The organism is Streptomyces sp. NPDC059875 (genome assembly GCF_042731085.1).
GTDB lineage: Bacteria > Actinomycetota > Actinomycetes > Streptomycetales > Streptomycetaceae > Streptomyces.
Map to the genome: position 1 here is coordinate 48213 of NZ_JBHWJZ010000001.1, position 24549 is coordinate 72761.

Sequence of the window (24549 nt, forward strand, 5' to 3'; positions counted from 1 at the left end):
CAACTGCCGGATGGCCCTGACAGTGCGCCACCGCGCCGGCAGGACCGGATGCCCACGGAGGCGAAGACCCGAACGTCTCCCGCCTGGTCGGCATTGGCCCGTACGCCTGCCGACTACGCCCCGGCCTTCGGCCGGTAGGTGCACACATGCACTCCGGTGCCGCTGACGACCGTGGAGACCAGTTCGAACGTGCGGAGGTGACCGTCGGCCGGGTAGATCGTCTTACCGCCGCCGACGAGCACCGGCAGGATCATGAGCCGAAGCTCGTCGACCAGTCCCTCGGCCAGCAGGGTTCGGGTGAGGGACGCGCTGCCCATGACCACCAGGTCACGGCCTTCGGCTTCGCGCAGCTTCTTGATCTGGTCCAGTGCTTGGTCGCCGGGGATGCGTGTGGTGTTGTTCCACGTCAGTTCGTCTTCGCCGAGGGTGCTGGACACGACGTACTTGGTGACGCTGTTCATGTGGTCGGCGAACGGGTCGCCGGCCCGGTCCGGCCACGCCGCCGCCATGGTCTGCCAGGTGCGGCGTCCGAACAGCAGGGCCTCGGTGCTGGTCTGCCACTCGGTCAGAGCGCCACCCATCACCTCCGGGTCGAAGAACGGGTGGCTCCAGCCACCGTGGGCGAACCCGCCGTCGGTGTCCTCGTCCGGGTGCCCCGGGGCCTGAACGACGCCGTCCAAGCTGATGAATTCACCAATCGCAATGCGCATGGGGATGTCTCGCTTCCTGATCCGTTGGGTTCAGATGGGATGGCAGGTAATTGCAATGATCTGGGTGTGAACGCTCCGTGGCGGCCGGTGTGGACTACTCCGCCTTGTCCTCCGCGAGAGTGTGGGCGACCAGGGCGTTGGCGTGGCCGTGACCCAGGCCGTGCTCGGACTTGAGCCACGAGACGAGTTCCATGTGCTTGGTCAGGGGGGAGGTGCGGATCAGGTCCTTCCATTCCGCGATCGGACGGCCGTACTTCTTCTCGATCGAGGGGAAGTACGCGGCGCCCTGCAGGGAATCCGACATGTCGTCCGTGCCTTTCGTTCGTTCCGGTGTGCGTGAGTGCGTGAGTGCCGGTACGGCTAGAGGCGCGCCAGCCGGGCGGTCACTGCGGCGAGTCCGGCCAGGCCGAGTGCCGCCCCTGCCGTGAAGGAGAGTACGGAGGCACCGGATCCGACGAACCCGGCGAGGACGCCCACCGGGAGCAGGCGGCAGGCGATCGCCCAGCCCCGCTGCCCCTCGACGGCGAAGCGGCGGGCCAGGAACAGGAAGGCGGCGCACAGCGCGAGGTAGCCGACCATGCCGCCGGCCATGTGGACCGCGCCGTGCACGCTCAGCGCGGCGGTCGCGGAGTCCGGCGTACCGGCCGGGAAACCGGCCCCGGGGTCGGCGGAGAACACGCCGCTGACCAGGAAGGACGCCCCGAACACCCCCACCAGCCACGGCGCCGCGCGGTGACCTGGCCCCTCGGAAGCCGAGCGCCGTATCCCGACCGCACCGGCGATCAGCAGGGCGCCGGCGACGAAGAAGTTGGCGATCTGGATCCAGCCCAGGTCGCCGAGGCTCAGCTGGCTGATGGCGTTGCGCGTGAAGTCGAAGCCCTCACGCGTCAGGCCCTGGGCGATCCCCACGCCCAGGAACAGCGGCCCCGCCACCGCTGCGCCCTTCAGCAGCACCCGCGCCGAGGAGGCGGACCCCGCGGTGGCGGAAGCAGAGGCCGAGGCGGAAGCGGTGGCGGAGGAGCTGATCGTCTGGGTCATCCCATGCCTTCCTCGTGTGCCGCCACCCAGCCGGGGGCCGGGCCTGCGGCGCTGGAATCTCGTTGCATGTAAGACCGTGAGGGAGGCCCGAACTCATCGGCCCTGCTCGCGTGAACTGAGTCACACGAGCAGGGCCGATGTCACCGACGCAGGCTCAGGCTCAGGCGAACAGCTCGGCGAGCAGCTCAGGGCCGATGGCGATGGGAGCGGGGCGGTAGGCAGGAGGCTGGGTGCCCAGCAGCTCGCGGACCAGGAAGTCCCAGCAGCGAGTACGGACATAGGCCAAGTGGTCGATGAACGTGTGCTCGGCGCCGGGCACGATGAGCAGCTCGAAGTCCTTGCCGGCGGCGATGAGCCGGTCGGTCAGGCGGAGGGTCTGGTCCGGGTGGACCTGGTCGTCCATCTCGCCGTGTATCAGGAGTAGCTTGCCCGCCAGGCGGTCGGCGAGGTCCATGTTGGAAGTGCGACCCCAGGCCTCGGGGTTGTCCGCGCCGTCGTAGGTCTCCACGAAGCCTGCGTTGAAATGGCGGGCGTCGTGCGAGCCGGAGAGTGCGGCTCCCACCTTGTACGTCTCCGGGAAGTCCAGCATCGCGCGGGCCGCGGCGAACCCGCCTCCGGAGTGGCCGAACACGCCCACCCGGTCCAGGTCCATCCACGGCCGGGTCTCGGCCAGCTGCCGCAGCGCCGTGACGTGGTCGGCCAGATTGCCCGCGTCGGCCAGGTGGCCGTAGGAGGCGTCGTGGAAGGACTTGTCCCGGCCCGGGGTGCCGCGTCCGTCCAGTGCCACGACTACGAAGCCCAGTGCGGCGAGGGGTTCCGCGTCGAGGCCCAGACCGCCGGGGTCGAAGGACGGGGCGACCCGGTTGAGCTGCGGGCCAGGGTAGACGTTGTCGATCACCGGGTAGGAGCGGGCGGGGTCGAACTCCCGCGGCCGGTACAGCACTCCGTAAATGTCCGTCACCCCGTCGGCCGCCTTGACGCGGAACCGTTCCGGCGCTGTCCAGCCAGTGGCGGCGAGCTTGCCGATGTCCGCGCGCTCCAGCTCCACCAGCACCCGCCCGGACCAGTCGCGGACCGTCGTCACCGGTGGGGTGTCGACGGTGGACGCGGAGTCGATGAAGTGCTGCTGGTGGTCGGGGAGGGTGACGGTGTGGTCCTGGTCGTCGTCCGTGAGCTTGGCGAAGCCGGAGCCGTCCAGGGCGACTCGGCACACCGTGCGCCGGTAGGGGTCCTCGTCGACCAGCCCGGAGGCGGTGAAGTACACCACCCGCTCGGCCTCGTCGACGCGCAGGATCTGCCGCACCGCCCACTGCCCGGAGGTGACCTGCCCGAGCAGCGCGCCGGTACGCAGGTCGTACCGGTACAGGTGGCCCCAGCCGTCTCGCTGCGAGTACCACAGCACCTCGTCGGCCAGCACCTGCACGATCGGCGGCTCATACGCCCACTGGTTGGGCTCGACACGGGTCGCCCCGGTCTCGCTGAACACCGTGGTGACCTCGCCGGTGGCCGCGTCCAGCCGGTACAGGGTGAGCTTGCGCAGGTCGCGCGGCCGGCCGAGGTAGTACACCGCCGAGCTGTCCGGGGCCCACCAGGCCCACTTGATCGTGATCGGCGACAGTGTCGGCATGAGCAGCGGCTCGGCCTGGGCGCGGACCACCGTGCCCGCGGCGACGTCCAGTACGACCAGCTCGGCCAGCGGTACGTGCTCGTCCCCGGGGTAGGCGAACCGCTGGGTGTGCAGCACCGGGGCGCCACCGTCGACGGGCCTGGCCTCCAGCAGGTGGGTCTCCCGGACCTCGCGCTCGTCGGTCCGGTGCGCCAGCACCTTCGTCGAGTCCGGCGACCAGGCCACCGCAGGCGGCAGGTACGGCAGGCCGATCTTGCGCAGCAGGGTGCTGTTCGCCGTGCACTCCGGGACGGTGCCGTACTGGTGGCCGGGCGCGCCATCGGCGGTCAGTGCCCACTCGCGGCCGTCGGACAGCGAGCGCGCCCACAGGTCGTGGCCCCGCCGGGACACCGCGAACTTCCCGTCGGGTGACGGTACGTCGAGGGGGCTGCCCGGCGGCGTGAACTCGGCCCGCTCGCACACGTAGTCGTCCAGGCGGCACCGCCAGTACTCGCCGAACGCATCGAACTCGACGGCGTTCCCTCCCAGTTCTATCGCCGAGGCCGGCAGGAACTCGGGGTCGACCTGCTGCCCGGAGGCGGCGGCCAGCGCGGCGGCGAGCCGGGAGTGGTCGAAGGCCGGCTCACGGGTTCCGGCCGCAGGGTCGACCAGCGCGAACCGCTTACCGACACCGTTGCTCACGGCGTACCAGAAGCGGGCCCCTCCGTCGATCCACTGCGGCCGGACCTTGTCGCCGACGACGAGCTCGCCGGGGCGGGCGGGCCGGCGCAGAAGCTGTTCCGCAGCCTGGTAGTCCTGAGTGGTGCTCATTCTTCTTATCCTTCTTCGGTGTCGGTTTGGGCATGGTGATGCCACGGTGGCGCCATCACGGCAGACGTGATGTGGCCGGGGAGGGCTGAAGCGAGGGCGCCGTTCGGAGCTACGGGGGTCAGAGGCTGCGGGCGGTGATGTCGCCGTAGGAGGTGGTCGCGTGGATGTTCAGGCCGGAGGCGGCACCGTCGGCGTTGTTGAGCGAGTTGTGGATCCGGCCGTAGCTGGTGCCTGCCTCCAGAGAGGCGGAGACCCCGCGGGCGGCGCCGACCGAGATATCGCCGTGCTCGGTGCTCAGGGTGACCGTGCCGGTCATGGCCTCCGCGATGTGGATGGCGCCCTTCTGGGTGCTGATCCGGGCCGGACCGCCCAGGCGGCCGACCGAGACGTCGCCGGCCTGGAGGGTGAGGCGGGCGCTCGCGGTCTCGTCGAGCTCGACCGTGCCCTGCGCGCCCTCGAAGGCGACATCGCCGAGCCGTCCGACGCCCTGGAACTCGGCGCTGGCCGTCTTCACCTCAATGCGGGAGTCGGCGGGCAGGTGGACGGTCACCTCGACGGATCCGGAGTTGCCGAGGATCTGGTTCTTCGCCTCCGGGGCCGCGATCCGCAGGACGCCCTCGCCGTACTCGACCGTGGTCTCCTTCGCCGCCTGCGCGTCGCGGCCCTTCGAGGCGTCCGCGGGCAGGACCTCGACGGTGGTGTCGGCGCGGTCGGCGGCGATGAACCGGATGCGTCCCGCCGGGATGTCGAGGACGGCGGCGATCGGGGCAGCGGTGTCGAACTTCTGCATTGTTCTATCCTTCGAGTCGTTGTTTCCTGCGAGGGAAAAGCTACGTTGCGTTCAGCGATCCTTCAATATCTTCGTTGCGGTAAATCGTCATCAGTGCAGGTAGAAAGCAGTAAATCATTGCAACAGCCTTCAGGTTAACGCAACGATGGCCATCCTGGCCGTTGCAATGGATTGAAGGTGAACGCTCATGGCCTCAGCCAGTGGTGGCCGGGACGTGGAGCGGCCGTACGTCGTACGTCAGGGTCCGGCGACCGTGGCGAACTGATCCTGGGTCCGGGCGGCCTCCTTCGCGGCCGCTTCTGTCGCGCGGTTCTGCATGAGGAAGAGCGCCAGCACCGCGGCACCCAGTACCCCGCAGGCACCGACCAGGAAGGTGGCGGACATCGCGGCGGTGAAGGCCTCCCGGGCGGCGGCGGCCAGCCCCTCGTCCCCGGTGCGTGCGGCCAGGACGAGCGCTTCGGAAACGGCGTGACGCGCGGCCTCGGGCGCGCCGGCCGGCATCTCGGAGGTGTACGTGCTCGACAGGACGGCGCCCAGCACGGCCACACCGAGGGCGGCGCCGGCCTGCTGGATGGTGTCGTTGAGCGCGGACCCGACACCGGCACTCTCGGCCGGGACCGCCCCCATCAGGGCGCTGGTGGCCGCGGGCATCACCAGTCCGGCACCCGCTCCGATCAGGATCATCGCGGTGGTCAGCGGTCCCCAACCGTCCCCCGAGGACAGGCCGGTCAGAAGTCCGGACCCGGCCGCGATCAGCAGCAGGCCGAGGACCACCATGATCCGGGTGCCGGTCTTCGCCAGCAGCGCGGCGCCGATGCCGTTGAAGGCGAGCGCGGCGACAGCGAGCGGGGTGAAGGCCAGGCCGGTCTCGGTGGGCGTGTAACCGAGGACGAACTGCAGGTACTGGGTCAGTACCAGCAGCAGGCCGCCGTTGGCGAAGGTCAGCAGCACCAGCGACAGGCTGGAGCCGGTGAAGACCCGGTTGCGGAACAGCGACAGCGGGACCATCGGGTGTGCGGTACGGGTCTCCCAGACCGCGAATCCTGCCAGGCTCAGCGCCGCCACGGCGAGCGTGACCTGGGTACTCGTACGCTCCAGGCCCTCCTTGGGCAGCTCGGTGATCGTCCACACCAGCGCGGTCATCCCGGCCACGGACAGCACCATGCCCAGCGGGTCGGCCTTGCGCCAGGGCCCCTTGGACTCCGGCATCAGGGCCAGTGCCGCGATGATGGCCAGGGCCGCGATCGGGACGTTGATCAGGAAGACCGCACCCCACCAGTACGCGGCGATCAGCCAGCCACCGAGCAGCGGGCCGCCCACCACGCCGAGCATGGACACCGAACCCCAGGCGGCGATCGCCTTGGGACGCTCCTTCTCGTCGAAGACGGTGATCAGGATGGACAGCGTGCTCGGCATGATCAGCGCGCCGCCGACGCCCATCAGTACGCGAGCCAGGATCAGCTGAGCGGGACTGTCGGCGATGGTCCCGAGGACCGAGGCCGCGCCGAACAGCGCGAGCCCGATGACCATCACACGGCGTCGGCCGAACCGGTCGGACAGGCTGCCCGAGGTGAGGAGCAGTCCGGCGAAGACCAGGATGTAGGAGTCGATGATCCACTGAATGTCCTGCGCGCTCGCCCCCAGGTCCTCGGCGAGCGGCGGGATGGCCACCGTGAGCACCATGTTGTCGATGACCAGGACCAGCGCGCTCAGGCACAGCACGACCAGGATGAGCCAGCGGCGTGGATCGGGCCGGTGCGACTCTCGTACTTCGTCCACGAAAAACTGAAGCCCTTCGACTAATTGCGTTCGGGGGCGCCGGCCGGCGGCACCCATTCGGTGAGCCGGACCACAACGCCATTGGGATCGGTGAGCTGGAACAGCCGCTCACCCCACGGCTCTTGGCGGATCGGGCCGGTGACGGGGGCGTCTTCCCGGCGCAGCCGTTCGTACTCGGCCGCGGCATCCGTGACGGTCAAGGTCACGGCCAGATCTGCCAGCCCCTGGCCCCGCCAGGCCTGCGGCGGCAGCTCGGGGTCACGCTCGGACAGGGCGATCTCGGCAGAGCTGTCGTCCCGGCGGAGACAGACGTAACCCTCCGCCGACTCGACCTCACGAAAGCCCAGATGGGTGGTGAAGAACCGGCTGGAAGCGCCTACGTCCTCCACGGTCAACGACACCTTCGTAGTGACGACGTTCATGCACTGAGCATCCGGTGTGGACAAGTTGATCATCAACGGTCGATCATGCAACGTCGATTAAGCCAGGGGTTAACGAACAAGCGGGGGCGTGGGGGCGCGTGGAGCTGCGCGACATCGAGATCTTTCTGACGTTGTCGGAGGAGCTGCACTTCGGACGGACGGCCGAGCGACTGCACGTGTCAGCGGCGCGGGTCAGTCAGGCGATCAAGAAGCAGGAACGCTCGATCGGGGCGCAACTCTTCGAGCGGACCAGCCGCCACGTACGGCTCACACCGGTGGGCGAACAGTTGCTCGGTGATCTGCGGCCGGTATTCCAGAGCCTGAAGGCGAGCGTGGACAGGGCGCGGCTCACAGCCCAGGGCAAGGCGGACATCCTGCGGATCGGCCTGATGGTCACCAACGGCCACGAACTGCGGCCCTTCTGGGACGCCTTCCGTTCGCAGCATCCGCAGTGGGGTCTGCGACTGAGCCACAACGGCTACACGGACCCGTTCGCCCCACTGCGCAACGGCGAGATCGACCTGCTGCTGTCATGGCTCCCGGTCGAAGAGCCCGATCTGACCGTGGGGCCAGTGCTCTTCGACGAGCCCAGGGTCGCACTGGTGGCCGCCGACCACCGGCTGGCCGGCCGCTCGTCGGTCACCTTGGAAGCGTTCGCGGACCACGGTGTCGTGGGGCCGGACGGACTCCAGCCCGAGTACTTCGAGAACGCCTTCGTTCCGTTCTCCGCGCCCAGCCGTCGTGCCATCGAACGGAAGTTCCTGGTCACGACGCTGGACCAGCTGTACACGTACGTTGCCGACGGGGAGGTCATCCACCTCCTTGGCCATCAGGTCACCCGCTTCTATGCCCGCCCCGACGTCACGTACATCCCCGTTCGTGACACGCCCCTCCTGCGGTGGGGCCTGGTCTGGCGCTCGGACAACGACAGCCCGATGGTCCGGGCGTTCGTACGCATCGCCCGGGAACTCGGGACGATGTCGCTGTGAGTGACATGCACGTTGATGATCAACGGCCGACCGCGTAAAGCCGGTTGAGGCCGGAGTCAGTGAACAGATGGGGCGTGGGGGCGCGCGGAACTGCGCGATATCGAGATCTTCCTGACACTGTCGGAGGAGTTGCACTTCGGGAGGACGGCCGAGCGGCTGCACGTGTCGCCGGCACGGGTCAGTCAGGCCATCAAGAAGCAGGAACGGTCCATCGGGGCGGAGCTCTTCGAGCGGACCAGCCGCCAGGTCCGGCTCACGCCCGTCGGTGAACAGCTGCGCGACGACCTACTCCCCGTCTACCAGGGGTTGAAGGCGAGCATGGACCGGGCGCGGCTCACCGCCCAGGGCAAGACGGACATCCTGCGGATCAACCTGTTGGTCTCCAACGCACACGAACTGCGGCCCTTCTGGGATGCCTTCCGCTCCCTGAATCCGACGTGCGGGATCCGACTCCGCTACAACGGCTTCATCGATCCGTTCGGGCCGCTGCGCAGGGGCGAAGCGGACCTGCTGCTCGCCTGGCTCCCCGTCGAGGATCCGGATCTCACCGTGGGCCCAGTGCTGTTCGAGGAGCCCCGGGTCGCAGCCGTGGCCTCCGACCACCGACTGGCGGTCCGCCGTCGGTGTCCCTGGAGGTGTTCGCCGACCACGGCGTGATCGGCGGGGAGTCGCTGCAGCCCGACTACTGGCAGGACGCGTTCATGCCCTTCTACACGCCCAGTGGCCGGACGATCAAGCGGAACATCTGCGTCGCCACTGATCTGGACTCGCTGTTCGTGATCATCTCCTCGGGTGAAGCCGTCCACTCCTTCGCCGCCCAGGTCACCCGCTTCCACGTCCGCCCGGACATTACGTACCTGCACCTCCACGACGCCCCGATGCTGCGCTGGGGCCGGGTCTGGCGTTCGGACAATGACAACCCGATGGTCCGGTCGTTCGTAGCCGTCGCCCGCGAGCTCGGCACGATGTCCTTGTGAGGGGCTTTCGGCCAGCCTCACGCACCGACCCCCGGCCGAGGAAGTGCCGAACATCGGTCGCGAGATCACGATGAGGACGAAGGCCATGTGGATTCCGGTTCCGGGGCGACAACACGTACAAGGCAAGAGGGGCCGGTCCCTGCCGCGCGAGGAGCACGCTCCACAGGGCTCCGTGAGCCCGGCCGCAGCGCCGCCGTATCCGACCCTCGGATCCCCTGTCCGCGGACGGCGGCGTCGAGCGCTCCTGTCCGAGCCGCTCGGGGCCTGTTTCAGCCGTTCGGCGGCGCCGGACCGCGCGGTCGATGTGAGCAGGCCGCGAGGGCCCGTCTGAGCCGGGGCGGGCCATGAAAGACCGCCCGCCCCGGTCCTGCGTCATCGCACGTACTTCGCCGGCTTAGTGGCGGCGTTGAGCAACGCCTCCAGCGGTCCGCGGCGGAAGAAGCGGGACCAGACCGCGGCGAACACGATCGCCCCGAAGATGAACGTGAGCACGGGGATCCAGGACGTCTGGGTGCTTTCGCCGGCCGATACGCCGACCATGGACTGCGCGAGGAAGTGGCCGACGTAGGCCGTCAGCGACATGGTGCCCACCGCGATGACCGGCTTCGCCAGGCGGCGCAGGCGCGGCAGGCGGTCCATGAGCACCGTCGCGCCGACGATCACGAGGATGGCGACGCCGACGCTGCCGATGATGTCGAAGGTGGTGCCGCTGTGCGGCCCGGCAGACAGCAGTTCCGAGGCCGCCCGCTGAGGGGCCTCGAAGGATCCGCTGCCGAAGGACGACGCCTTCTCGAACCCGGCGGACGACTTGCCGTCCTCCGCCATGCTACGCAGAGCGTCCTTGCCCGCCAGGAGCAGGGACAGGCCGTACGCGCCGACGGTCAGGGCGGCGCCGAGCGCGGCCAGGCGACGCTGGACGGAGACGGCCGAGAGGTCGAGGCGGGCCAGTGCCATGCCGGCGACGACGAACGACATCCAGGTGATCGTCGGGTAGAAGCCGGTGAGCAGCAGGTCGAGCACGCCGACCTCGCTGAGCTTCTTGAGCGGGTCGTAGGCGTCGACGGTCTGCTGGACGGACTCACTCAGCCGCGAGTTCAGGACGAACGCCAGCTGGGGTGTGACGAGCGCGAGCCCGGCCGCGGTGATCGCCAGTGCCTTGGCGGGCAGCCGCAACAGGGGCAGGGCGAGGAGGAAGTAGACGCCGTAGAAGCCGAGGATGATCACTCCCCCGTACTCCATCGCCAGCACGGTGCCCAGCGTCAGCAGGACCACGGCGCGGATCGCGATCCGGGCCTTCGCCTGCCGGCCGGCCAGGCCGGTCTTCGGCTCGCGGCGGCCGGCGATCAGCATCAGCGAGAACCCGGCGAGGGTGGCGAACAGGACCGACGAGTGCCCGTCGGCCAGGTACCGGACCCAGGTGCCGGCGCCGTGCGTGGAAGAGAGCACCGGGCCGATGTGGACGATGTACATGCCGAACACTGCCAGCGCACGGGCCAGGTCCACCCCGACCAGGCGTCCCATCGAGGGGCCGCCCGAAGGTTTTCCGGCGGAGCCGGGCGAGGCTGCGGGCACGGGAGACGCGATCTCCCGCGGAGCTGACGTCGCCTGCGGCGGCTGTATCTGTGTCATACGAGCAATCTCCCGGTGCCGTGCCGAGGCGGACCATCCGGCAGGTTTCGGTGGCACCCCCGCCGACCGGCCGGGACCACCCCGCCGACCGGCGGGCCGGGCGGACGGATCAGAGGTGGTGGTCGATGGCGGGCAGGAGGGCTTGGAAGGTGGCCCCAGAGGCGGGTTCGCCGATGGCGGTCAGCTGCCACGCCCCGTTGATCCGGGAGATCATGGCCATGATCTGGGCGGTGTGGGAGCCGCCGCCGGACAGGGTGTACCGGGCGAGTTCAGCCCCCGTCGAGTCGTCCACCAGGCGGTAGCAGGCATTCTCGACCTCGTCGAAGGTCGCGCCGGTGAAGGAGTTCACGGTGAAGACGATCTGGTCCACTTCCGCCAGCATCCGAGTGAAGTCGACCGTGATGGCCTCATCGTCCCCCGGCCCGTCGCCGCCGGTGCGGTTGTCGCCGGAGTGCTTCACGGCACCGAAGATGCCGGTCAGGTGCTGGAAGGTAGACGACCTCCACGACTCGCCGGCCCGCGTACAGGACCGCGGAAGCGTCGAGGTCGATCTCGATGGGGCCCATCAGCCTTCCGAAGAAGCCCGTGCGCGTCCGCGCCTACCAGCCCAGCCCCATCCGTACGTGGCTGAGGGGGGTCGTGTCGGGCTTGGTCAGGCTGATCCTTTGGCCCTTGGTGAGGTCGATGGACATGAAGAACTCCCGTAGTGGGTGGAGGCGAAGGGGGTGGCCGGGGCCGAGCGGGACGGTCGGCGGGTAGGAACCGCCGCCGCGCGCGGAGGGGATGTCCACGCGACGGCCGGCAGAGAGGGGCGGGACGGGCGTCCCTGGGGTCACCGGCGTACTCGACCGAACCGTCCGGGCTCGTGAGGTTGTTGTAGAAGACGAAGAACGCGTTGGAGGCGACCTCGACGCGCTCGCCGCACAGCAGCGCGCCCGCGTCCAGGTCGTAGTCGGCGCCCGTGGTGGCGCGTACGTCCCAGCCCAAGCCGATCTGGACCGCGGTGAGGCCCGGAGCCTCCTTGCTCAGCGAGATGTTGCCGCCCTTGGACAGCGAAACACTCATGACGTTTTCCCCTGGCTTGGGTGCACTCGAAGGAGGACCGCAAGGTCCCGTCTGGGCGGCAGGCGGTAAGGCGTGGCAGACAGGCAACGACCGCTGCGACGGCACCGGCGAGCAGGGTCCGGCTGGTGGCCGACATGGGTGCTCCTTGCTTCTGCTCCTGGCCGACCCACGGCCACGGCCACGGCCAGCGGACACCGGATCATCCGTCCGTCGGACAGGGCCGACGCTCCCGGCGTCCCGGCTTGCACGTCCCCAACCTCGCCGATGCTTCGGCCCGGCTGTATCCGACGGGTGACCGGTCACCACCCGCCATACGGCGGGAGGATCATCCGCCGCTCGGCGGCGGTCACAGACCGGGACCGTCGCCGCTCCGCCACCCCCGCCACCTGGCGGGGTACGTATGACCCGTTGCCGGGTGGTGAATCCTCCGGATCCTCACGAATCTGCATCAACCACCCCGGCGACCGCAGCCGTGAAGCCTCACCCGACCGTGGTCACCCCGCGGTGCCGCCGCGCGGCGGCCACGGCGAGCGTCTGGTACCTGCGTGTCATGGCTATGCCCAATGTGCTGGCGGTGCTGTCCGTTCCCCTCCGCGACCGGGTGCGGGAACACAACAAGGGCGAGTACTCCACGCCGCGCGCTTGCGCCTGCGCATCGGACGCAGGGCGCCGTGGTGGACCACTTCGCCGGCCCTGCCGACACCTCACGACTCACCTGGTGGAGAAGCAGACGCTGCCGGTCCCCGGCAGCAGACAACCTTCGGCCGGCGGCCAGATATAGCGGCCGGGGCATGCGAAGAAGTCGTTTCCCGCATCGGTCGTGCTCACCGGCTACCCCGGCAACGCCAAGTACCTCATCAAAGTGCTGCGGGCCCCGTCTCCCCCTACTCCGACAGGGCGGCCACCAGGGAGCTGGCCAGCACCGCGCCGTACACACCCGCGACCAGCACATGGGGCCGCTCGGCCAGGCGGCGCAGGGCACGGACGGGCTGACGCAGGAGCAGGCAGGGCAGAGCGGGGCGGTCCTCGAAACGGTACGGACATCGGCTGCGGCCTCCGGACTCGGCGCGGGGCCACAGACCGATCGCATGGACCGATCCCACGGTACGAGGACGACGGGCGCCATCCGCCGAGCCTCGCCCGTCGGCTCTGCCGACCGGCCGGAGCGCACCCCCCGAACGGCTGGAGCCGACCCGCCGGGTGTCCACACTCCAGGGGTGAGCACGCCACCACGTACCCTGCCGGACGTACGGTCGACGTCAGGCGAACCCGTACAAGCACGCGAAGCACCTGGGCGGGGTCGCAGAGCAGCTGGACAGAGCAGATGAGAGCGTGAGGCGGAGCGCCGGTGATCCGGGTAGTGGTGGTGGACGACGAAGCCCTGGTGCGGTCCGGGTTCCAGATGATCCTGAACGCGTCCGACGGCATCGAGGTCGTAGCGACCGCCGAGGGCGCCCAGGCGGCCGACGTGATCCGACGCGACCTGCCGGACGTCGTGCTCCTGGACATCCGCATGCCGGACGTGGACGGCCTGACCGTCCTGCGGCAGATCCAGGAACTGCCCGAACCGCCGTGCGTGGCCATGCTGACCACCTTCGACACCGACGAGTACATCCTCACCGCACTGCGCTCAGGGGCCTCCGGCTTCCTCCTCAAGGACACCGAGCCCGAACAGCTCGCCCAGCTGGTCCGCACCCTGGCCGCGGGTGGAGTGGTGATGTCACCGAAGGCCTCACGCGCGCTGCTCCGCAGCCACCCGGGGGCCGGAGTACCTCAGGACGCGGACGTCGCGCGCGTCAGCCTGCTCAGCGACCGGGAACGCGACGTCCTCACCCTGATCTCGGAAGGACTCTCCAACGCAGACATCGGCACCCGCATCCACCTGAGCCAGGGCACCGTCAAGGACCACGTCAGCTCGATCCTCACCAAACTGCGGGTCACCAGCCGCGTCCAGGCCGCACTCCTCGCTGAGCGCGCCGGACTGCTCACGCGCACCGACGACGGCCCGACACGGGACAACGGACGATGAGCACGGGCCGGGCACTGTGGCGGCGCCTTCCGCCCTGGGCCGTCGACACGGGCCTTGTGATACTGGCCGCGCTCGACGCCTGGATCAACCTCCTGGGCGAGGGCACCCCTGTGATGTGGGCCTGCGCCGCCGTCGGCTCCGCCGGACTGTTCCTGCGCAGACGCTTCCCGCTGGCCGTCTTCCTGCTGACCCTGCCCATGACCCTGTTCATGGACGTCGCGGTCGCCCCGATCGCCGCCCTGTACACACTGGCCGCGTCCACCCGCAACCGCCCGCTGCTGGCCGGCTGCGCGCTGCTGAACGCCACTGCGGGCACCCTCGCCTGGCCGCTGTCCGACGGGTTCGACGGCGACCGGACCTGGACGCTTGTCCAGTTCGTGTACACGCTGGCCACGGCCGTCGCCCCCGTCCTGTTCGGCCAGCTCGTCCAGGCCCGGCACGACGTGGCCCGCCAGCTCGTCGAAGTTGAAGAGGCCAGGGAGCACGAACGCGCCCTGTACGCCCAGACCGTCCTCGCCCGCGAACGCGCCCAACTGGCCCGCGAGATGCACGACGTCGTCTCCCACCAGGTCAGCCTCATCGCTGTACAGGCAGGAGCCCTGCAGGTCGCCGCCAAGGACCCCGACGCCCGCGAGGCCGCCCGCACCATGCGCACCCTCAGCGCGAACACCCTCGACGAACTCCGCCACATGGTCACCCTGCTCCGCGCCTCTGGCGGCAAGGAAACCGAACTCACCCCCCAGCCCACCCTCGCCGACCTCCAGCAGCTCATCGCCAACAGCGGCATCGAGACCACCCTGTCCGGAGAGCTGCCGGCCGACATCAGCACCACCGCCCAGCGCACCGTCTACCGAACGGTCCAGGAAGCCCTGACCAACGTGCGCAAACACGCCCCCGGAGCCCGCGCCGACGTCCACCTGTGGCACGACGCCCACCACTTCGGCGTCACCATCACCAACACCACTCCTACTCGTCCGACCGTCGCCCTGCCCAGCGCCCGCCACGGACTCATCGGCCTGAAAGAACGCGCTGAACTGCTCGACGGCACCCTCAGCGCCGAAACCACCCCACAAGGCGGATACAAGATCGAACTACGAGCCCCCGCCCGGCCCTCCTGACAACAAGCCAGCCGATGCTTCCGGAGGCCTGGTCCGCTTCAACATGCGTGACCCTCCGGATCCGCCCGGCAGATCGCCCGGCTGCATCCGATCCACCGCCGGGAGCCGCAGCCGCAGCGGCCGGCCGATCAGGCTGCGGCGGGCGGCCAGGACCACCGACTCCGCCGTCCGCTCGAGCACATGGGCGCCGAACGCCTCGGCCACCGTGCTCAGCAGCACCAGGACAGTCAGCGCCAGCAGGACTGTGGAGAGCGTGCCGCCGGACGAGAGCCGGTCGACCAGCACCTTCGTGGCCAGCGGCTGCAGCAGCCCTCCGGCCGCCTCCACCAGCGCCAACAGCAGACCGAGCACGACGACCCACCGGTGCGGGCGGACATATCCGTACAGCGCCTTGAGCGTCTCGTGGACGCGCAGGGACTCGGCACCCTCGCCTCCGGGGCGGATGCGGTGTTCACAAGATTCCTTTCCTACGTGGTCTGCCCCGCGCCTGGTCAGCGGCGGGGGGCATCGGCCCGCAGAAGGGCCTCGGCTCAGCGAGCCAGTTCGGCGGCCGTCACGGCGAGCGGGTACACAACGCATCGCGGAGATCAGGGCGTGCGGCAGCCAGAAGGAGGCCGCTCGCCACCAACGCCATGACGAGGAGCTCCCAGAACTCGCCCCTGGGCCGCCCGACGTCACGTCGAGTCACTGTCTGGGCCGGGGACCGACGGGCGGTAGCGGGCACCTTCTCCTGCGTACGGTGGGTCATGCCCCCAGCCTGAGAGCTCGGGCTCTCCGTCGGCCATCCGGCGATCGACGGGTGGACCCCCGCCAAGTGGCTGGAGAAGCCCGCCCATAGTGTGACCAGAGGAACACAGCGCTGACGGGGTCGTCCGTCAAGGTCAGCGGCTCAGGATCAGAACCGTGCCGCCTCGCGGCTGGCGCTCGCCCGGGAAGGTGCGCCATGACCACCGGCCCATGCACCGCGAACGGAGCCGTCCGCTGCGACGGACGACCGCCCTCCGACCAGGTGTCGCACTGGTCAGGAGGGCGGCATTCCATTGCGGACAGCACGCCGGCTCGGACGTCAGACGTGCGTCCGTTCCGGTGTTGGCGTCAGGACGGGTCGCCGTACTGCAGGCCGCGTCCGTTGGTGCCGACGTAGACGCGGCCGTAGGTGTCGGGGTCGCCGGTGATGACGCCGACGCCGCGGATGGCGCCCCACTGGTGGGCCTCGTCGTTGACGCGGAGCCAGGTGGCGCCCTCGTCGGTGGAGCGGAAGACTCCGGTGACGTCCTTGACGGTGCCGATCAGGTACAGCGCCTGGTAGGAGGCGCCCGGCGCGGCCTTGCCGAAGCCGAGGGCGGAGGCGGACTGCACCGTCTTGAGCGGGGTGAAGGTGCGGCCGCCGTCGGTGGAGTGCAGCAGCCCCTTGGTGCTGCCGGCGATCCACAGGTCACCGGCGATGCCGGGGACGGCTGTGAGCCGGCCGGACGGCAGGTTGCCTGCGCGGGCGGTGAAGGTCGCACCGCCGTCGGTGCTGGCGTAGAGCGTGCCGCCGGACAGTGAGTAGAAGGTCCTGGCCGAGGAGCGGTCGGCGACGACCACGGCGTCGTCGCCCAGGCCGCTGACCCTCGACCAGCTCGCCCCCTTGTCGGTCGAGCGGTACGGGGCCTGGCCGGCCTGGGTCCAGACGATGGTGGAGCCGTCAGCCGCGAGCGCGACACGGCCGTCCTGGGCACCGGCCACCGGCTCTGCCTTGAAGCCGTTCCAGCTGCTGCCGCCGTCGGTGGAGTAGGCGCCGTCCTGCGCGCCGCCCCGGCCGACACGGACCATCATCGACGGGTTGGCCTGAGCGAAGTCGATGTCGGTGCTGTTGGTCATCAGCGGGTTCTTCAGCCGCCCGGCGGGCACCTTGGTCAGGGAGTCGTGCCGGAAGCCGCCCTGGTCGCCCATGGAGGTGATGACGGTGGCGCCGCCGGGAGGGGCGATCGCGTCGATCAGCGCGGTCTCTTCCAGTCCTCGGGCGCCCATGCTCCAGTGGCTGGTACCGCCGCTGTCGGACGCGGCCGCGTCCTTGCTGCGCAGGATGCCGTTGCCGGTGCCGTACAGCACGTGCCCGGAGTCGAAGGGATCGATGGCCAGGGCGGTCATCCAGTGCCCGGTGTGGGTGCCGACGTAAGGAGCGGCGGAGGCGTTGCGCACCGACTTGTCGGCCAGCGCCTTCCAGGTCGTGCCGCCGTCGGTGCTGCGGTAGAGCTCGTCCTCGGGCCACCAGCGGCCGAGGGTGGTCACCATCACCGTGGACGGCTTCTGCGGGTCGACTGCGAGTCCGGAGAACCCGTAGCTGCCCTGGGACGGGGAGATGTTCTTCCACGCACCGCCGGACGGCGTGTACTTCCACACCGAGCCCCCCGTCACGCCGTTGGGTCCGAGGGCGTTGGTGTACGACAGGTACAGCGAGCCGTCACCGGAGAGCACGCCGTGCTGCGGCAACTGGCCCGTGGGCTGGCCGGGGACGGCCTGCCAGGTGCTGCCGCCGTCCGTGGAGCGGTACAGGGAGGTGGACCTGTCGGCGACACCGACGTAGACCGTCTTGCTGCCGGCCGGGCCGTACGTCACGAAGGAGATGCCCGCGCCGCTGCTCGCCCCGTCCTTGACGGGGAACGAGGAGACCTGACTCCATGTCGCGCCGAAGTCGGTGCTGCGCCACAGGCCGTTCTTGCGGGTGCCCAGCAGCAGGGTGCCGTGGTTGGCCGGGTCGATCACGAGCCGCTCGCCCGCCCCGCGGCCGTCCTCGTTGCCGCCGACCTTGAACGGCAGATCGGTGCGCTTGAAGGTGCGGCCCCGGTCCGTGGAGCGCAGGATCGCGCCGTTGCCCGCCCACTCGTTGGTGTAGGTGCCCGCCATGAGGTAGAGCCGCTGGGGGTCGACCGGGTCGGTGGCCACCGAATCGATGCCCAGCAGGTTCCAGTCCTTCTCGCCGATCCAGTCGGTCAGCGGGATCCACTGCTCGGCCGCGGCGTCCCAGCGGTAGGCGCCGCCCATGTCGGTACGCGCGTACAGCAGACCCTTCTCCCGCGGGTTGAACACCAGCCCGGTGACGTAACCGCCGCCGACCACCTGGGCGTTCTTCCACGCGTACGGTCCGGTCCCGGTGGCCGGGGCCTCGGACGTCTTCACCAGCTTCCACTGCTGGTTGGTGCTGCCATGGCCGCCGTACTGGATGACCGCCGCGCCGTCGGCCGTGGAGCCTCCGGAGACGTCCAGGACCTGGCCGCTCCTGCGGGAGGTGAGGGTGACGGCGTCGGAACCGCTCACCGTGTCGATCCGCCACTCCTGGGAGGCGGAGGAGCTGTCGGTCTGCTGCTCAGCGGCAGCCGCCTGCGCGGTCGAATCGCCCGCTATGCCGAGCACTTTGCCGCTGTTGCGGTTCACCAGCTCGTAGTAGCCGTCGCCGGTGGACCTCAGCCTCCACTGCTGGTTGGCGGTGGTCTGATCAGTCCACTGCTGGATGCGGGTGCCGTCGGCGGTGGAGAAGGCGTTGACGTCCAGCACCTTGCCGCTGCGTACCGAGACCAGCTTGTAGTAGGCACTGTCGTCGACCGTCGCGGCCTGCGAGTCGTCCTGCACGAACAGGAGGTACGGCACGACGGTGGCGGGCACACCGAGCAGCAGAGCGGTGGCGGTCCTGCGACGGCGGTGACGTCCGCGGCGCCCGGCGTTGGTGGGGTTGTTCATGGGGGGTGTTTCTCCTTGTGTGCAACCGTGGATCGGGCAGGTCAGCGCTGCAGGGTGAGGACACCCGGCCGGTACGGCAGCTGGTCGTAGGGTCCGCCCGCGGTGGGGGACTTGCCCTGGTACAGGAACTGCAGGTTGCAGGGGTCGATGGTCATGGTCTGGTCGGGGTTGGTGCGGATCAGGTCACCGTGGCTGATGTCGTCGGTCCAGGTGGCACCGCTGTTGGCCTTGCCCGCGAAGGGGTTGCTTTCGCCGGCGGCCTGCGGGGTCCACGAACCGCTCAGGCTGGAGGCCGTGAACGAGCGGAAGTAGCGCCGCTCGTTCGCACCCCGAGCCTCGACGATCATGAGGTACTGGTTCTGGCCCTGGACCTTGTAGACCTGCGGCGCCTCGAAGAGGTTCTTCGCGGTGTCGCTCATGACCGTCGTGTACGACGAGCCGAAGTTGCCGGGGAAGTTCCCGATCGGCATGCTCGCCCGGTAGATCTTGCCGTTGTCACCGGCGAAGAACAGGTACATGTTCTGGTCGTCGGCGATCAGAGTCTGGTCGATCGGGCCGGTGCCGGATTCGGTGCGGGGGATGCTGCCGGTGAACAGTGGCTGCGGCGCGGACCAGCCGTTGGGGTTGGTGGGGTCGCTGGACGTGCGGTAGCTGAAGGGCGACGCACCCCACTGGTACGCAAGCACCCAAACCTTCTTGGGCGCGAAGTAGAACAGTGTGGGCGCCACCGCGTTCTGGCTCATCCTGGACTGGCCGGCCGACGCCATGTCCGACCAGTTCGTGAAGGGGCTGAACGCCATCGAGCCGTATGAGGTACCCGACGCGCTCGACGCGTAGACCAGGTGCTTACCGTCGTGCGTCACGTGGGTGAAGTCCTTCACCGCGGCCCACCCGTTCGACGGCTGTGCGAGGGGACCCGTCGAACTCCACTTGTACGTCGACGGAAGAGCGCACGTGCCGCCGCCCGTCCCGGTCGGGGCGGTCCACTTCTGGTTGCCGACGGACGCGCAGGCGTACAGCTGGATCCTGGTGCCGTTCGCGGTGGCCGCGCCGACGGCATCGAGGCACAGCCCGGACTGGACACCGGTGATCGTGCCGTCGGCGTTGACGTTCCACTGCTGGTTGGCGCCGCCGTTGCAGTCCCAGATGACCACCGAGGTGCCGTTGGTGGTGCCCTTGCTCTTGGCGTCCAGGCACTTGTTGTCGTGGACCTTCAGCTGCTTGGCGGCGGTGTAGGTCCAGCGCTGGTTGGCCTGTCCGCTGCAGTCCCACAGTTGTGCCTGGGTGCCGTTGGCGGTGGCGGAGCCGGGGACGTCGATGCAGCGGCCGGAGGCCACGCCCTTGATCTCCCCGGTACCGTCGGTCGGCTTGGCCGGGGTGGTACCGGAGCCGGACTTGAGAGCGTTCATGACGGCGGTGTACGCGGGCTTGGGCTTGCCGTTGTTGTCGAACAGCAGGGGACTTTCGCCGCTGCGCCAGGAGTCGCTGTCACGGACGCCCCACACCGTGATGCCGGTGCACCGGGCCACGGACAGGCAGGTGCTGACCGAGTGCGCGTAGTGGGTGGGTGATGCCTGGGCGATGTCCAGCTCGGTGATCTGGACGTCGACACCCAGGGCGGCGAAGCCGGCCAAGGTGGTCTTGAAGCTCGCCGGCGGGCCGCCCGCCCCGAAGTGGCTCTGGAAACCGACGCAGTCGATGGGTACGCCACGGGACTTGAAGTCCTTCACCATGCGGTAGACGCCCTGCGTCTTGGCGTCCGACCAGTTCTCGATGTTGTAGTCGTTGTAGCAGAGCTTGGCCGAGGGGTCGGCCGCGCGGGCGGTGCGGAACGCTTCCTCGATGAAGCCGTTGCCGAGCACCTTCTGGAAGACCGAGTCACGGAGCCGGCCGCTGCCGCCGTCGGCGAACGCCTCGTTGACCACGTCCCAGGCATAGATCTTGCCCTTGTAGTGGGTCATCTGAGTGCTGATGTGGTGGTTCATCACGCTGCGCAGCGTCTTCGCGTCGCGGATGGAGCCGACCCAGGAGGGGAGCTGCGAGTGCCAGACCGTGGTGTGGCCGCGTAGGCGCTGGCCGCGTGCCAGGGCACGATCGACGATCCGGTCTGCGGGGCCGAAGTTGAAACGGCCGCGGGACGGTTCGATGGCGTCCCACTTCATCTCGTTCTCCGGGGTGATCATGTTGAACTCCCGGTCCGCGATCGCGGTGTACGCGGAGTCGCCGAGCCTGCCGGCGGCCACGGCCGTGCCGAAGTACCTGCCCGAGGGGGCAGCCTGGGTGCCCAGGCCCGCGGCTCCGGCGGAGCTGGGGAGGAGCGTCACGACGCCGGCCACCAGCGCCGTGGCCGACAGTCCTATCGCCCATGTCCGGCGTCGCCGGCGGAGCCGGTGCAGGCCCTTCATGATTCTCCTCGGGAGCGCTGCGTACCGGTCGCCCGGAGTTCGTGGATGTGCTGCGTCATGGGGGGAACTTTCTTCAGGGGTTACGTCAGTCGGGGAAGTCGGCCTGCCGCGCCGGTACGTCATGGCGGGCGGCAGGAAGGACACCCCTGAAGTGGAGGCTTCCGAGCGCGCAGGCTCGTAACAGAAAAGTCGCGCCGTCCGCGGGATTGCCCGGTGATGCATCTCGCAGGCGGAAAGCGTTATGCCGGGCGCCCCGGACTGGTCGGCCCTGTGGAGAGCGAGCGCCGCGGAATGACCGAGGAGCGGTGCTCAGGCCCTGCGCACGATGAACGAAGCCTGGCCGGCGAAGGCCCGCGTGCCGTCGGAGCCGTCGAGCCATACGCCACCGTCACGGTGGCGGAGGACCGATCCGGGATAGTTGTGCGCGAGCAGGGTCACCGACCCGGCGACCGCCCCGGGACGGGGACAGAAGGTGGCGTCCTCACGGAACAGTTCGCTGCCGTCGTCGGCGCTCAGCCGCAGCCGCAGGTAATGGTGGCGGAGATACCGGCCGTCTGCGGCGCGGAAGGTGACGCACCGCGTGTCGGCCAGCCCCCCGACGACCGTGAAGGTGACGCGTTGCCGTGCCTGCGCGCCGCCGGACGCGGAGACGCGGTCGAGCGTCGCGAAGTCGCCGGTGTAGGTGACGAACAGGCCGGGCTGGTCCGCGGACTCCAGCGACCGGGCGCCCAGCGGAACGGTGCCGGCGACGGCGGACGGGCTCACCGGGGACGGGCTCGCGGGAGACGGTCCGGCCGACGTGGTGGTGCGCGAGGGGAGCGGCGTGGGACGGCCGACGGTGGGAGCGGCGATGACGCCGGGCTCCCGGTGCGCCGGTTCGGGCCAGGTCGCGTAGGTGGCGGTCCCGGCGATGAGCACCGCGCCGGTGGCGAGGCTCACCAGCGGATGAGCGGTCACCGCGTGGAGTTTGCCGGCCAGCGCGCCGTGCAGGCCACCGCCGCCCGTCGCCGTGCCGACGGCGACGGGTGCCGTGGCCAGCCCGGCGGCGGCGGTCGTACCCGACAGCAGGCCCTTGGCGGCCAGCGCGGCGACCAGTCCGGCCGGGACGGCCAGCGTCGTGAGGCCGAGGGGCAGCAGTTCGGCCGGAACCCGCTCCGTCGACGCCGCCACGCAGACCGGGCAGCCACGGGTGTGCCGAGCTATCCGCTTGCGCCACACCGATGCGGGAAGGCCGTCCCAGCCGACGACGGTCTCGCCCAGCTGCGGACAGCGCGGGTCGGCCTCCAGCGCGGCGACGATCGTCCGGCACGACTCCAGCTGCTCGCGCATGCGTTGCAGGCGCACGCCGACGTGGGGGACCGTGAGCCCCGTCGCGGCGGCGATGTCCTCCCGGCTCAGCAAGCCGGCGCATTCCTGCCACCACAGCGACAGCAGCACCCGATGGTCCGGGTCGAGCCACCGGCCGGCTTGGACCACCCGACGGCGCTCGTCCGACACATGCAGCCGCAGGATCGCCGTGTCCACAGGCTCGGCGCCGGCGTCCGGTATCCGGCGTGCCTCGTCGATGACCGTGGTCCGGTCGGCGAACACGTGCTGCCGGTGCCAGTGGGTATTGATCTGGCGGATCGTGATCGACACCAGCCAGGACCGGAAGCTCTCCGGGGCACGCAGGGCTGGCAGGTCGCGCACCACGCGCAGCAGGGTTTCCTGGACGACGTCGTCGGCGTCCGCATGCCCGCTCAGCGCCCGTCCGACGATGTTGTAGACCAACGGCAGGTACGCGGCGATGAGCTCCTCGCGCGCTCGATCGTCACCGGCCTGCGCCGCGACGACCAGATCCGCGTGGTCTGCGTCCTTGAGCCCCATTCCCACCTTCTCCAGGGGAGCGATCCGCCGAGTACGGCGGCACACCCTAGCCTCGACGAAGGCATACGGCCAAAGCCTGCGCCTCGGGCGGACGGTCCGGCCCGTGCCGACATGGAAGGCCCGGTGCCCGGGGGGTGTGTCCGGTCGCACTCGGCCAACTCGCTGACGGCCCATTCAAGCCGGCGATCTCGGAAGGCCGCGCGCGGTGAGGCTCCACGCTCCGAAGAACCAGTGTCCGACTCAGCACCAGGTGATGCTGCTCGCCTTCAAGGCCATCGCCAGTGCCGCACTGGACATGCCGCTGCCACATGGCGCAGTGGAGGAGTGGCAGCGAGCGCAGGCCCCGACGGTTCCCTGTACGGGATGCCGTTGGTGACGGGGATGCTGCACCTCGCGCTGAGACGGGCCGCCCCAGACCATTTCCTGACCTGACGACGGCTCGCCCGTGGAGGTCCCGGGCCGGCTCGACACCTACCGCTTCATGACCTTCTACCTGGACAGCGACAAGGCCAACTTCGAGGACTTCTACGGCAAGGTCGTCGACCAGACCTGGCTGACCGGCAAGGACCCGAACGCTGCCGCCCTCCGCCACACCCGCCAGTCGGCCCACAAGCCCCCGTGCTGGCGCGTCACCTCCGTCAGCCGCAAGCTACCCGACACCGTCCCGGACATCGCTCCCGCGCAGGAGAAGGCCATGCAGAGCGCGGACATCAGCAGCAATACGAACTCCTACGCCGCCTGGAGCCGAACCTCGACCCGTCCGTCAAGAACCACGACGAGCAGGTCGAAGCCGCGGTCAAGCACCAGCTCCCCGAAGTGGCCGCCCACACCCCGACCATCACAAATTCCTCGCCGCCTGCAACGGCGTGATGGAGAACCGCCCGGTCTCCGGGGGTCCGCGCGGGCCCCCGGAGGTGTCCTTCTTCGACACGATCACCGCGAACGCCTGGGTAACCACGCGCGATGGGCCACCTCGGGTCCGGCCACCGACGAGGTGCTGCGCCGCCCGCTGCTTGACGGCCATCGCTTTGTCTGAGGAATAGGCTCCCACGCCCCCGGGGAGCAGCGCGGCGAGGTGTGCGGTTCAGGCGTCCCAGCGCTGGTCGCTGACTTCGTGGATGCTCCAGCCTCGGCCGACGAGCTCTTCCGTATAGGGCGCAGCGTACTTCCGCTGGATGGCCGGCACGAGCAGATGCGTGGGGCGAGTGGCCCCGACGAAGATGAGCTGTGCGGCGCGCTGCACGGTTACCTGGGCACGCTGGATGTCACCTCCGGCCAGGAGCTTGAGCGTCTCGTGCATGTCGTGCTTGTGACCTCGCCTGTCCAGGCACTCAAGGATCAGCGTTGCTGCATGGGTCTCCCCCTTGGCGCTCTGGATGGCCCCGGCGACGGAAGGCAGCACGCGTGGAGCGCCTCGACCCCCTGAACACGCCGCCCCGGCTGCCCGACATCCCCGAACCACGAGCCGACGATCTCAGGCCCTTTCTCGGGCACTGGAAGTCCCTACGGCCCCTGACACAACACGCACCGGAAACCCAACCTAGCGTCACGGAACGTCACTACCGAGAAGCGGAT

General features: G+C 69.6%; 19 protein-coding genes and 3 pseudogenes. 6 read left to right on the forward strand and 16 right to left on the reverse strand.

What is annotated here, in order from left to right:
- Nucleotides 1-113: 113 nt before the first annotated feature.
- From ACFV9D_RS00185 to ACFV9D_RS00215, 7 genes are all read right to left on the reverse strand, one after another.
- The gene (locus ACFV9D_RS00185; RefSeq protein ID WP_319194396.1) at nt 114-710 is read right to left on the reverse strand and encodes a dihydrofolate reductase family protein; all 597 of its coding nucleotides are present in this window, start codon (nt 708-710) and stop codon (nt 114-116) included.
- A 94-nt stretch (nt 711-804) separates the two neighbouring features.
- A complete protein-coding gene (locus ACFV9D_RS00190) occupies nt 805-1014 on the reverse strand; it encodes a DUF4287 domain-containing protein (RefSeq protein WP_385138472.1) in 210 nt (69 codons plus the stop codon).
- 56 nt (nt 1015-1070) lie between these two features.
- Nucleotides 1071-1748 (reverse strand): DUF998 domain-containing protein, encoded by a 678-nt coding sequence (locus ACFV9D_RS00195; RefSeq protein ID WP_385138475.1) that lies wholly within the window; start codon nt 1746-1748, stop codon nt 1071-1073.
- A 160-nt stretch (nt 1749-1908) separates the two neighbouring features.
- Nucleotides 1909-4185 (reverse strand): DPP IV N-terminal domain-containing protein, encoded by a 2277-nt coding sequence (locus tag ACFV9D_RS00200; protein WP_385138478.1) that lies wholly within the window; start codon nt 4183-4185, stop codon nt 1909-1911.
- A 118-nt stretch (nt 4186-4303) separates the two neighbouring features.
- Nucleotides 4304-4975, reverse strand: coding sequence for a DUF4097 family beta strand repeat-containing protein (locus tag ACFV9D_RS00205; RefSeq protein WP_385138481.1), 672 nt, complete (start codon nt 4973-4975; stop codon nt 4304-4306).
- Between the two features lie 237 nt (nt 4976-5212).
- Complete coding sequence (locus ACFV9D_RS00210; RefSeq protein WP_385138483.1) at nt 5213-6811, reverse strand: MFS transporter; 1599 nt, start codon at nt 6809-6811, stop codon at nt 5213-5215.
- Nucleotides 6775-7209, reverse strand: a complete 435-nt coding sequence (locus ACFV9D_RS00215) for a VOC family protein (RefSeq protein WP_385138486.1) — start codon at nt 7207-7209, stop codon at nt 6775-6777. The genes ACFV9D_RS00210 and ACFV9D_RS00215 overlap by 37 nt, the downstream gene beginning before the upstream one ends.
- A 65-nt stretch (nt 7210-7274) precedes the next feature.
- Here ACFV9D_RS00215 and ACFV9D_RS00220 point away from each other — a divergent pair, with 65 nt between their 5' ends.
- From ACFV9D_RS00220 to ACFV9D_RS00230, 3 genes are all read left to right on the forward strand, one after another.
- Nucleotides 7275-8165, forward strand: coding sequence for a LysR family transcriptional regulator (locus tag ACFV9D_RS00220; RefSeq protein WP_385138488.1), 891 nt, complete (start codon nt 7275-7277; stop codon nt 8163-8165).
- Between the two features lie 129 nt (nt 8166-8294).
- Nucleotides 8295-8822 (forward strand): LysR family transcriptional regulator, encoded by a 528-nt coding sequence (locus ACFV9D_RS00225; protein ID WP_385138491.1) that lies wholly within the window; start codon nt 8295-8297, stop codon nt 8820-8822.
- Nucleotides 8789-9142 (forward strand): hypothetical protein, encoded by a 354-nt coding sequence (locus ACFV9D_RS00230; RefSeq protein ID WP_385138493.1) that lies wholly within the window; start codon nt 8789-8791, stop codon nt 9140-9142. Before ACFV9D_RS00225 ends, ACFV9D_RS00230 begins: the two co-directional genes overlap by 34 nt.
- A gap of 372 nt (nt 9143-9514) precedes the next feature.
- On the opposite strand, the gene ACFV9D_RS00235 is transcribed toward ACFV9D_RS00230, so the two are convergent.
- From ACFV9D_RS00235 to ACFV9D_RS00250, 4 genes and pseudogenes are all read right to left on the reverse strand, one after another.
- Entirely contained in the window at nt 9515-10771 is a 1257-nt protein-coding gene (locus ACFV9D_RS00235) for a DUF418 domain-containing protein (RefSeq protein ID WP_385138495.1), read from the reverse strand.
- A 109-nt stretch (nt 10772-10880) separates the two neighbouring features.
- A pseudogene (locus ACFV9D_RS00240) lies at nt 10881-11463 on the reverse strand (TerD family protein).
- A 139-nt stretch (nt 11464-11602) separates the two neighbouring features.
- Nucleotides 11603-11836: pseudogene (locus tag ACFV9D_RS00245) on the reverse strand (TerD family protein); the annotation flags it as partial.
- Nucleotides 11837-12720: 884 nt separating this feature from the next.
- Nucleotides 12721-12939 (reverse strand): hypothetical protein, encoded by a 219-nt coding sequence (locus ACFV9D_RS00250; RefSeq protein ID WP_385138497.1) that lies wholly within the window; start codon nt 12937-12939, stop codon nt 12721-12723.
- A 245-nt stretch (nt 12940-13184) separates the two neighbouring features.
- On the opposite strand from ACFV9D_RS00250, the gene ACFV9D_RS00255 reads away from it, so the two are divergent.
- Both ACFV9D_RS00255 and ACFV9D_RS00260 read left to right on the forward strand, forming a co-directional pair.
- On the forward strand, nt 13185-13865 hold the full coding sequence (locus tag ACFV9D_RS00255; RefSeq protein WP_385138499.1) for a response regulator: 681 nt from the start codon (nt 13185-13187) through the stop codon (nt 13863-13865).
- A complete protein-coding gene (locus ACFV9D_RS00260; protein WP_385138502.1) occupies nt 13862-14983 on the forward strand; it encodes a sensor histidine kinase in 1122 nt (373 codons plus the stop codon). The genes ACFV9D_RS00255 and ACFV9D_RS00260 overlap by 4 nt, the downstream gene beginning before the upstream one ends.
- Nucleotides 14984-15048: 65 nt before the next feature.
- Here the strand turns inward: ACFV9D_RS00260 and ACFV9D_RS00265 are convergent.
- The 4 genes and pseudogenes from ACFV9D_RS00265 to ACFV9D_RS00280 all read right to left on the reverse strand — a co-directional run.
- A pseudogene (locus ACFV9D_RS00265) lies at nt 15049-15438 on the reverse strand (ABC transporter transmembrane domain-containing protein); the annotation flags it as partial.
- Nucleotides 15439-16078: 640 nt separating this feature from the next.
- Nucleotides 16079-18703 (reverse strand): RICIN domain-containing protein, encoded by a 2625-nt coding sequence (locus ACFV9D_RS00270; RefSeq protein ID WP_385138505.1) that lies wholly within the window; start codon nt 18701-18703, stop codon nt 16079-16081.
- A 41-nt stretch (nt 18704-18744) separates the two neighbouring features.
- On the reverse strand, nt 18745-21108 hold the full coding sequence (locus tag ACFV9D_RS00275) for a non-reducing end alpha-L-arabinofuranosidase family hydrolase (RefSeq protein ID WP_385138508.1): 2364 nt from the start codon (nt 21106-21108) through the stop codon (nt 18745-18747).
- 309 nt (nt 21109-21417) lie between these two features.
- Nucleotides 21418-22974, reverse strand: coding sequence for a sigma-70 family RNA polymerase sigma factor (locus ACFV9D_RS00280; RefSeq protein ID WP_385138511.1), 1557 nt, complete (start codon nt 22972-22974; stop codon nt 21418-21420).
- A 445-nt stretch (nt 22975-23419) separates the two neighbouring features.
- Between ACFV9D_RS00280 and ACFV9D_RS00285 the strand changes: the two genes are divergently transcribed.
- Complete coding sequence (locus tag ACFV9D_RS00285; RefSeq protein ID WP_385138513.1) at nt 23420-24010, forward strand: hypothetical protein; 591 nt, start codon at nt 23420-23422, stop codon at nt 24008-24010.
- A 48-nt stretch (nt 24011-24058) separates the two neighbouring features.
- Here the strand turns inward: ACFV9D_RS00285 and ACFV9D_RS00290 are convergent, their stop codons facing one another.
- Nucleotides 24059-24376, reverse strand: coding sequence for a hypothetical protein (locus ACFV9D_RS00290; protein ID WP_385138516.1), 318 nt, complete (start codon nt 24374-24376; stop codon nt 24059-24061).
- Nucleotides 24377-24549: the final 173 nt, after the last annotated feature.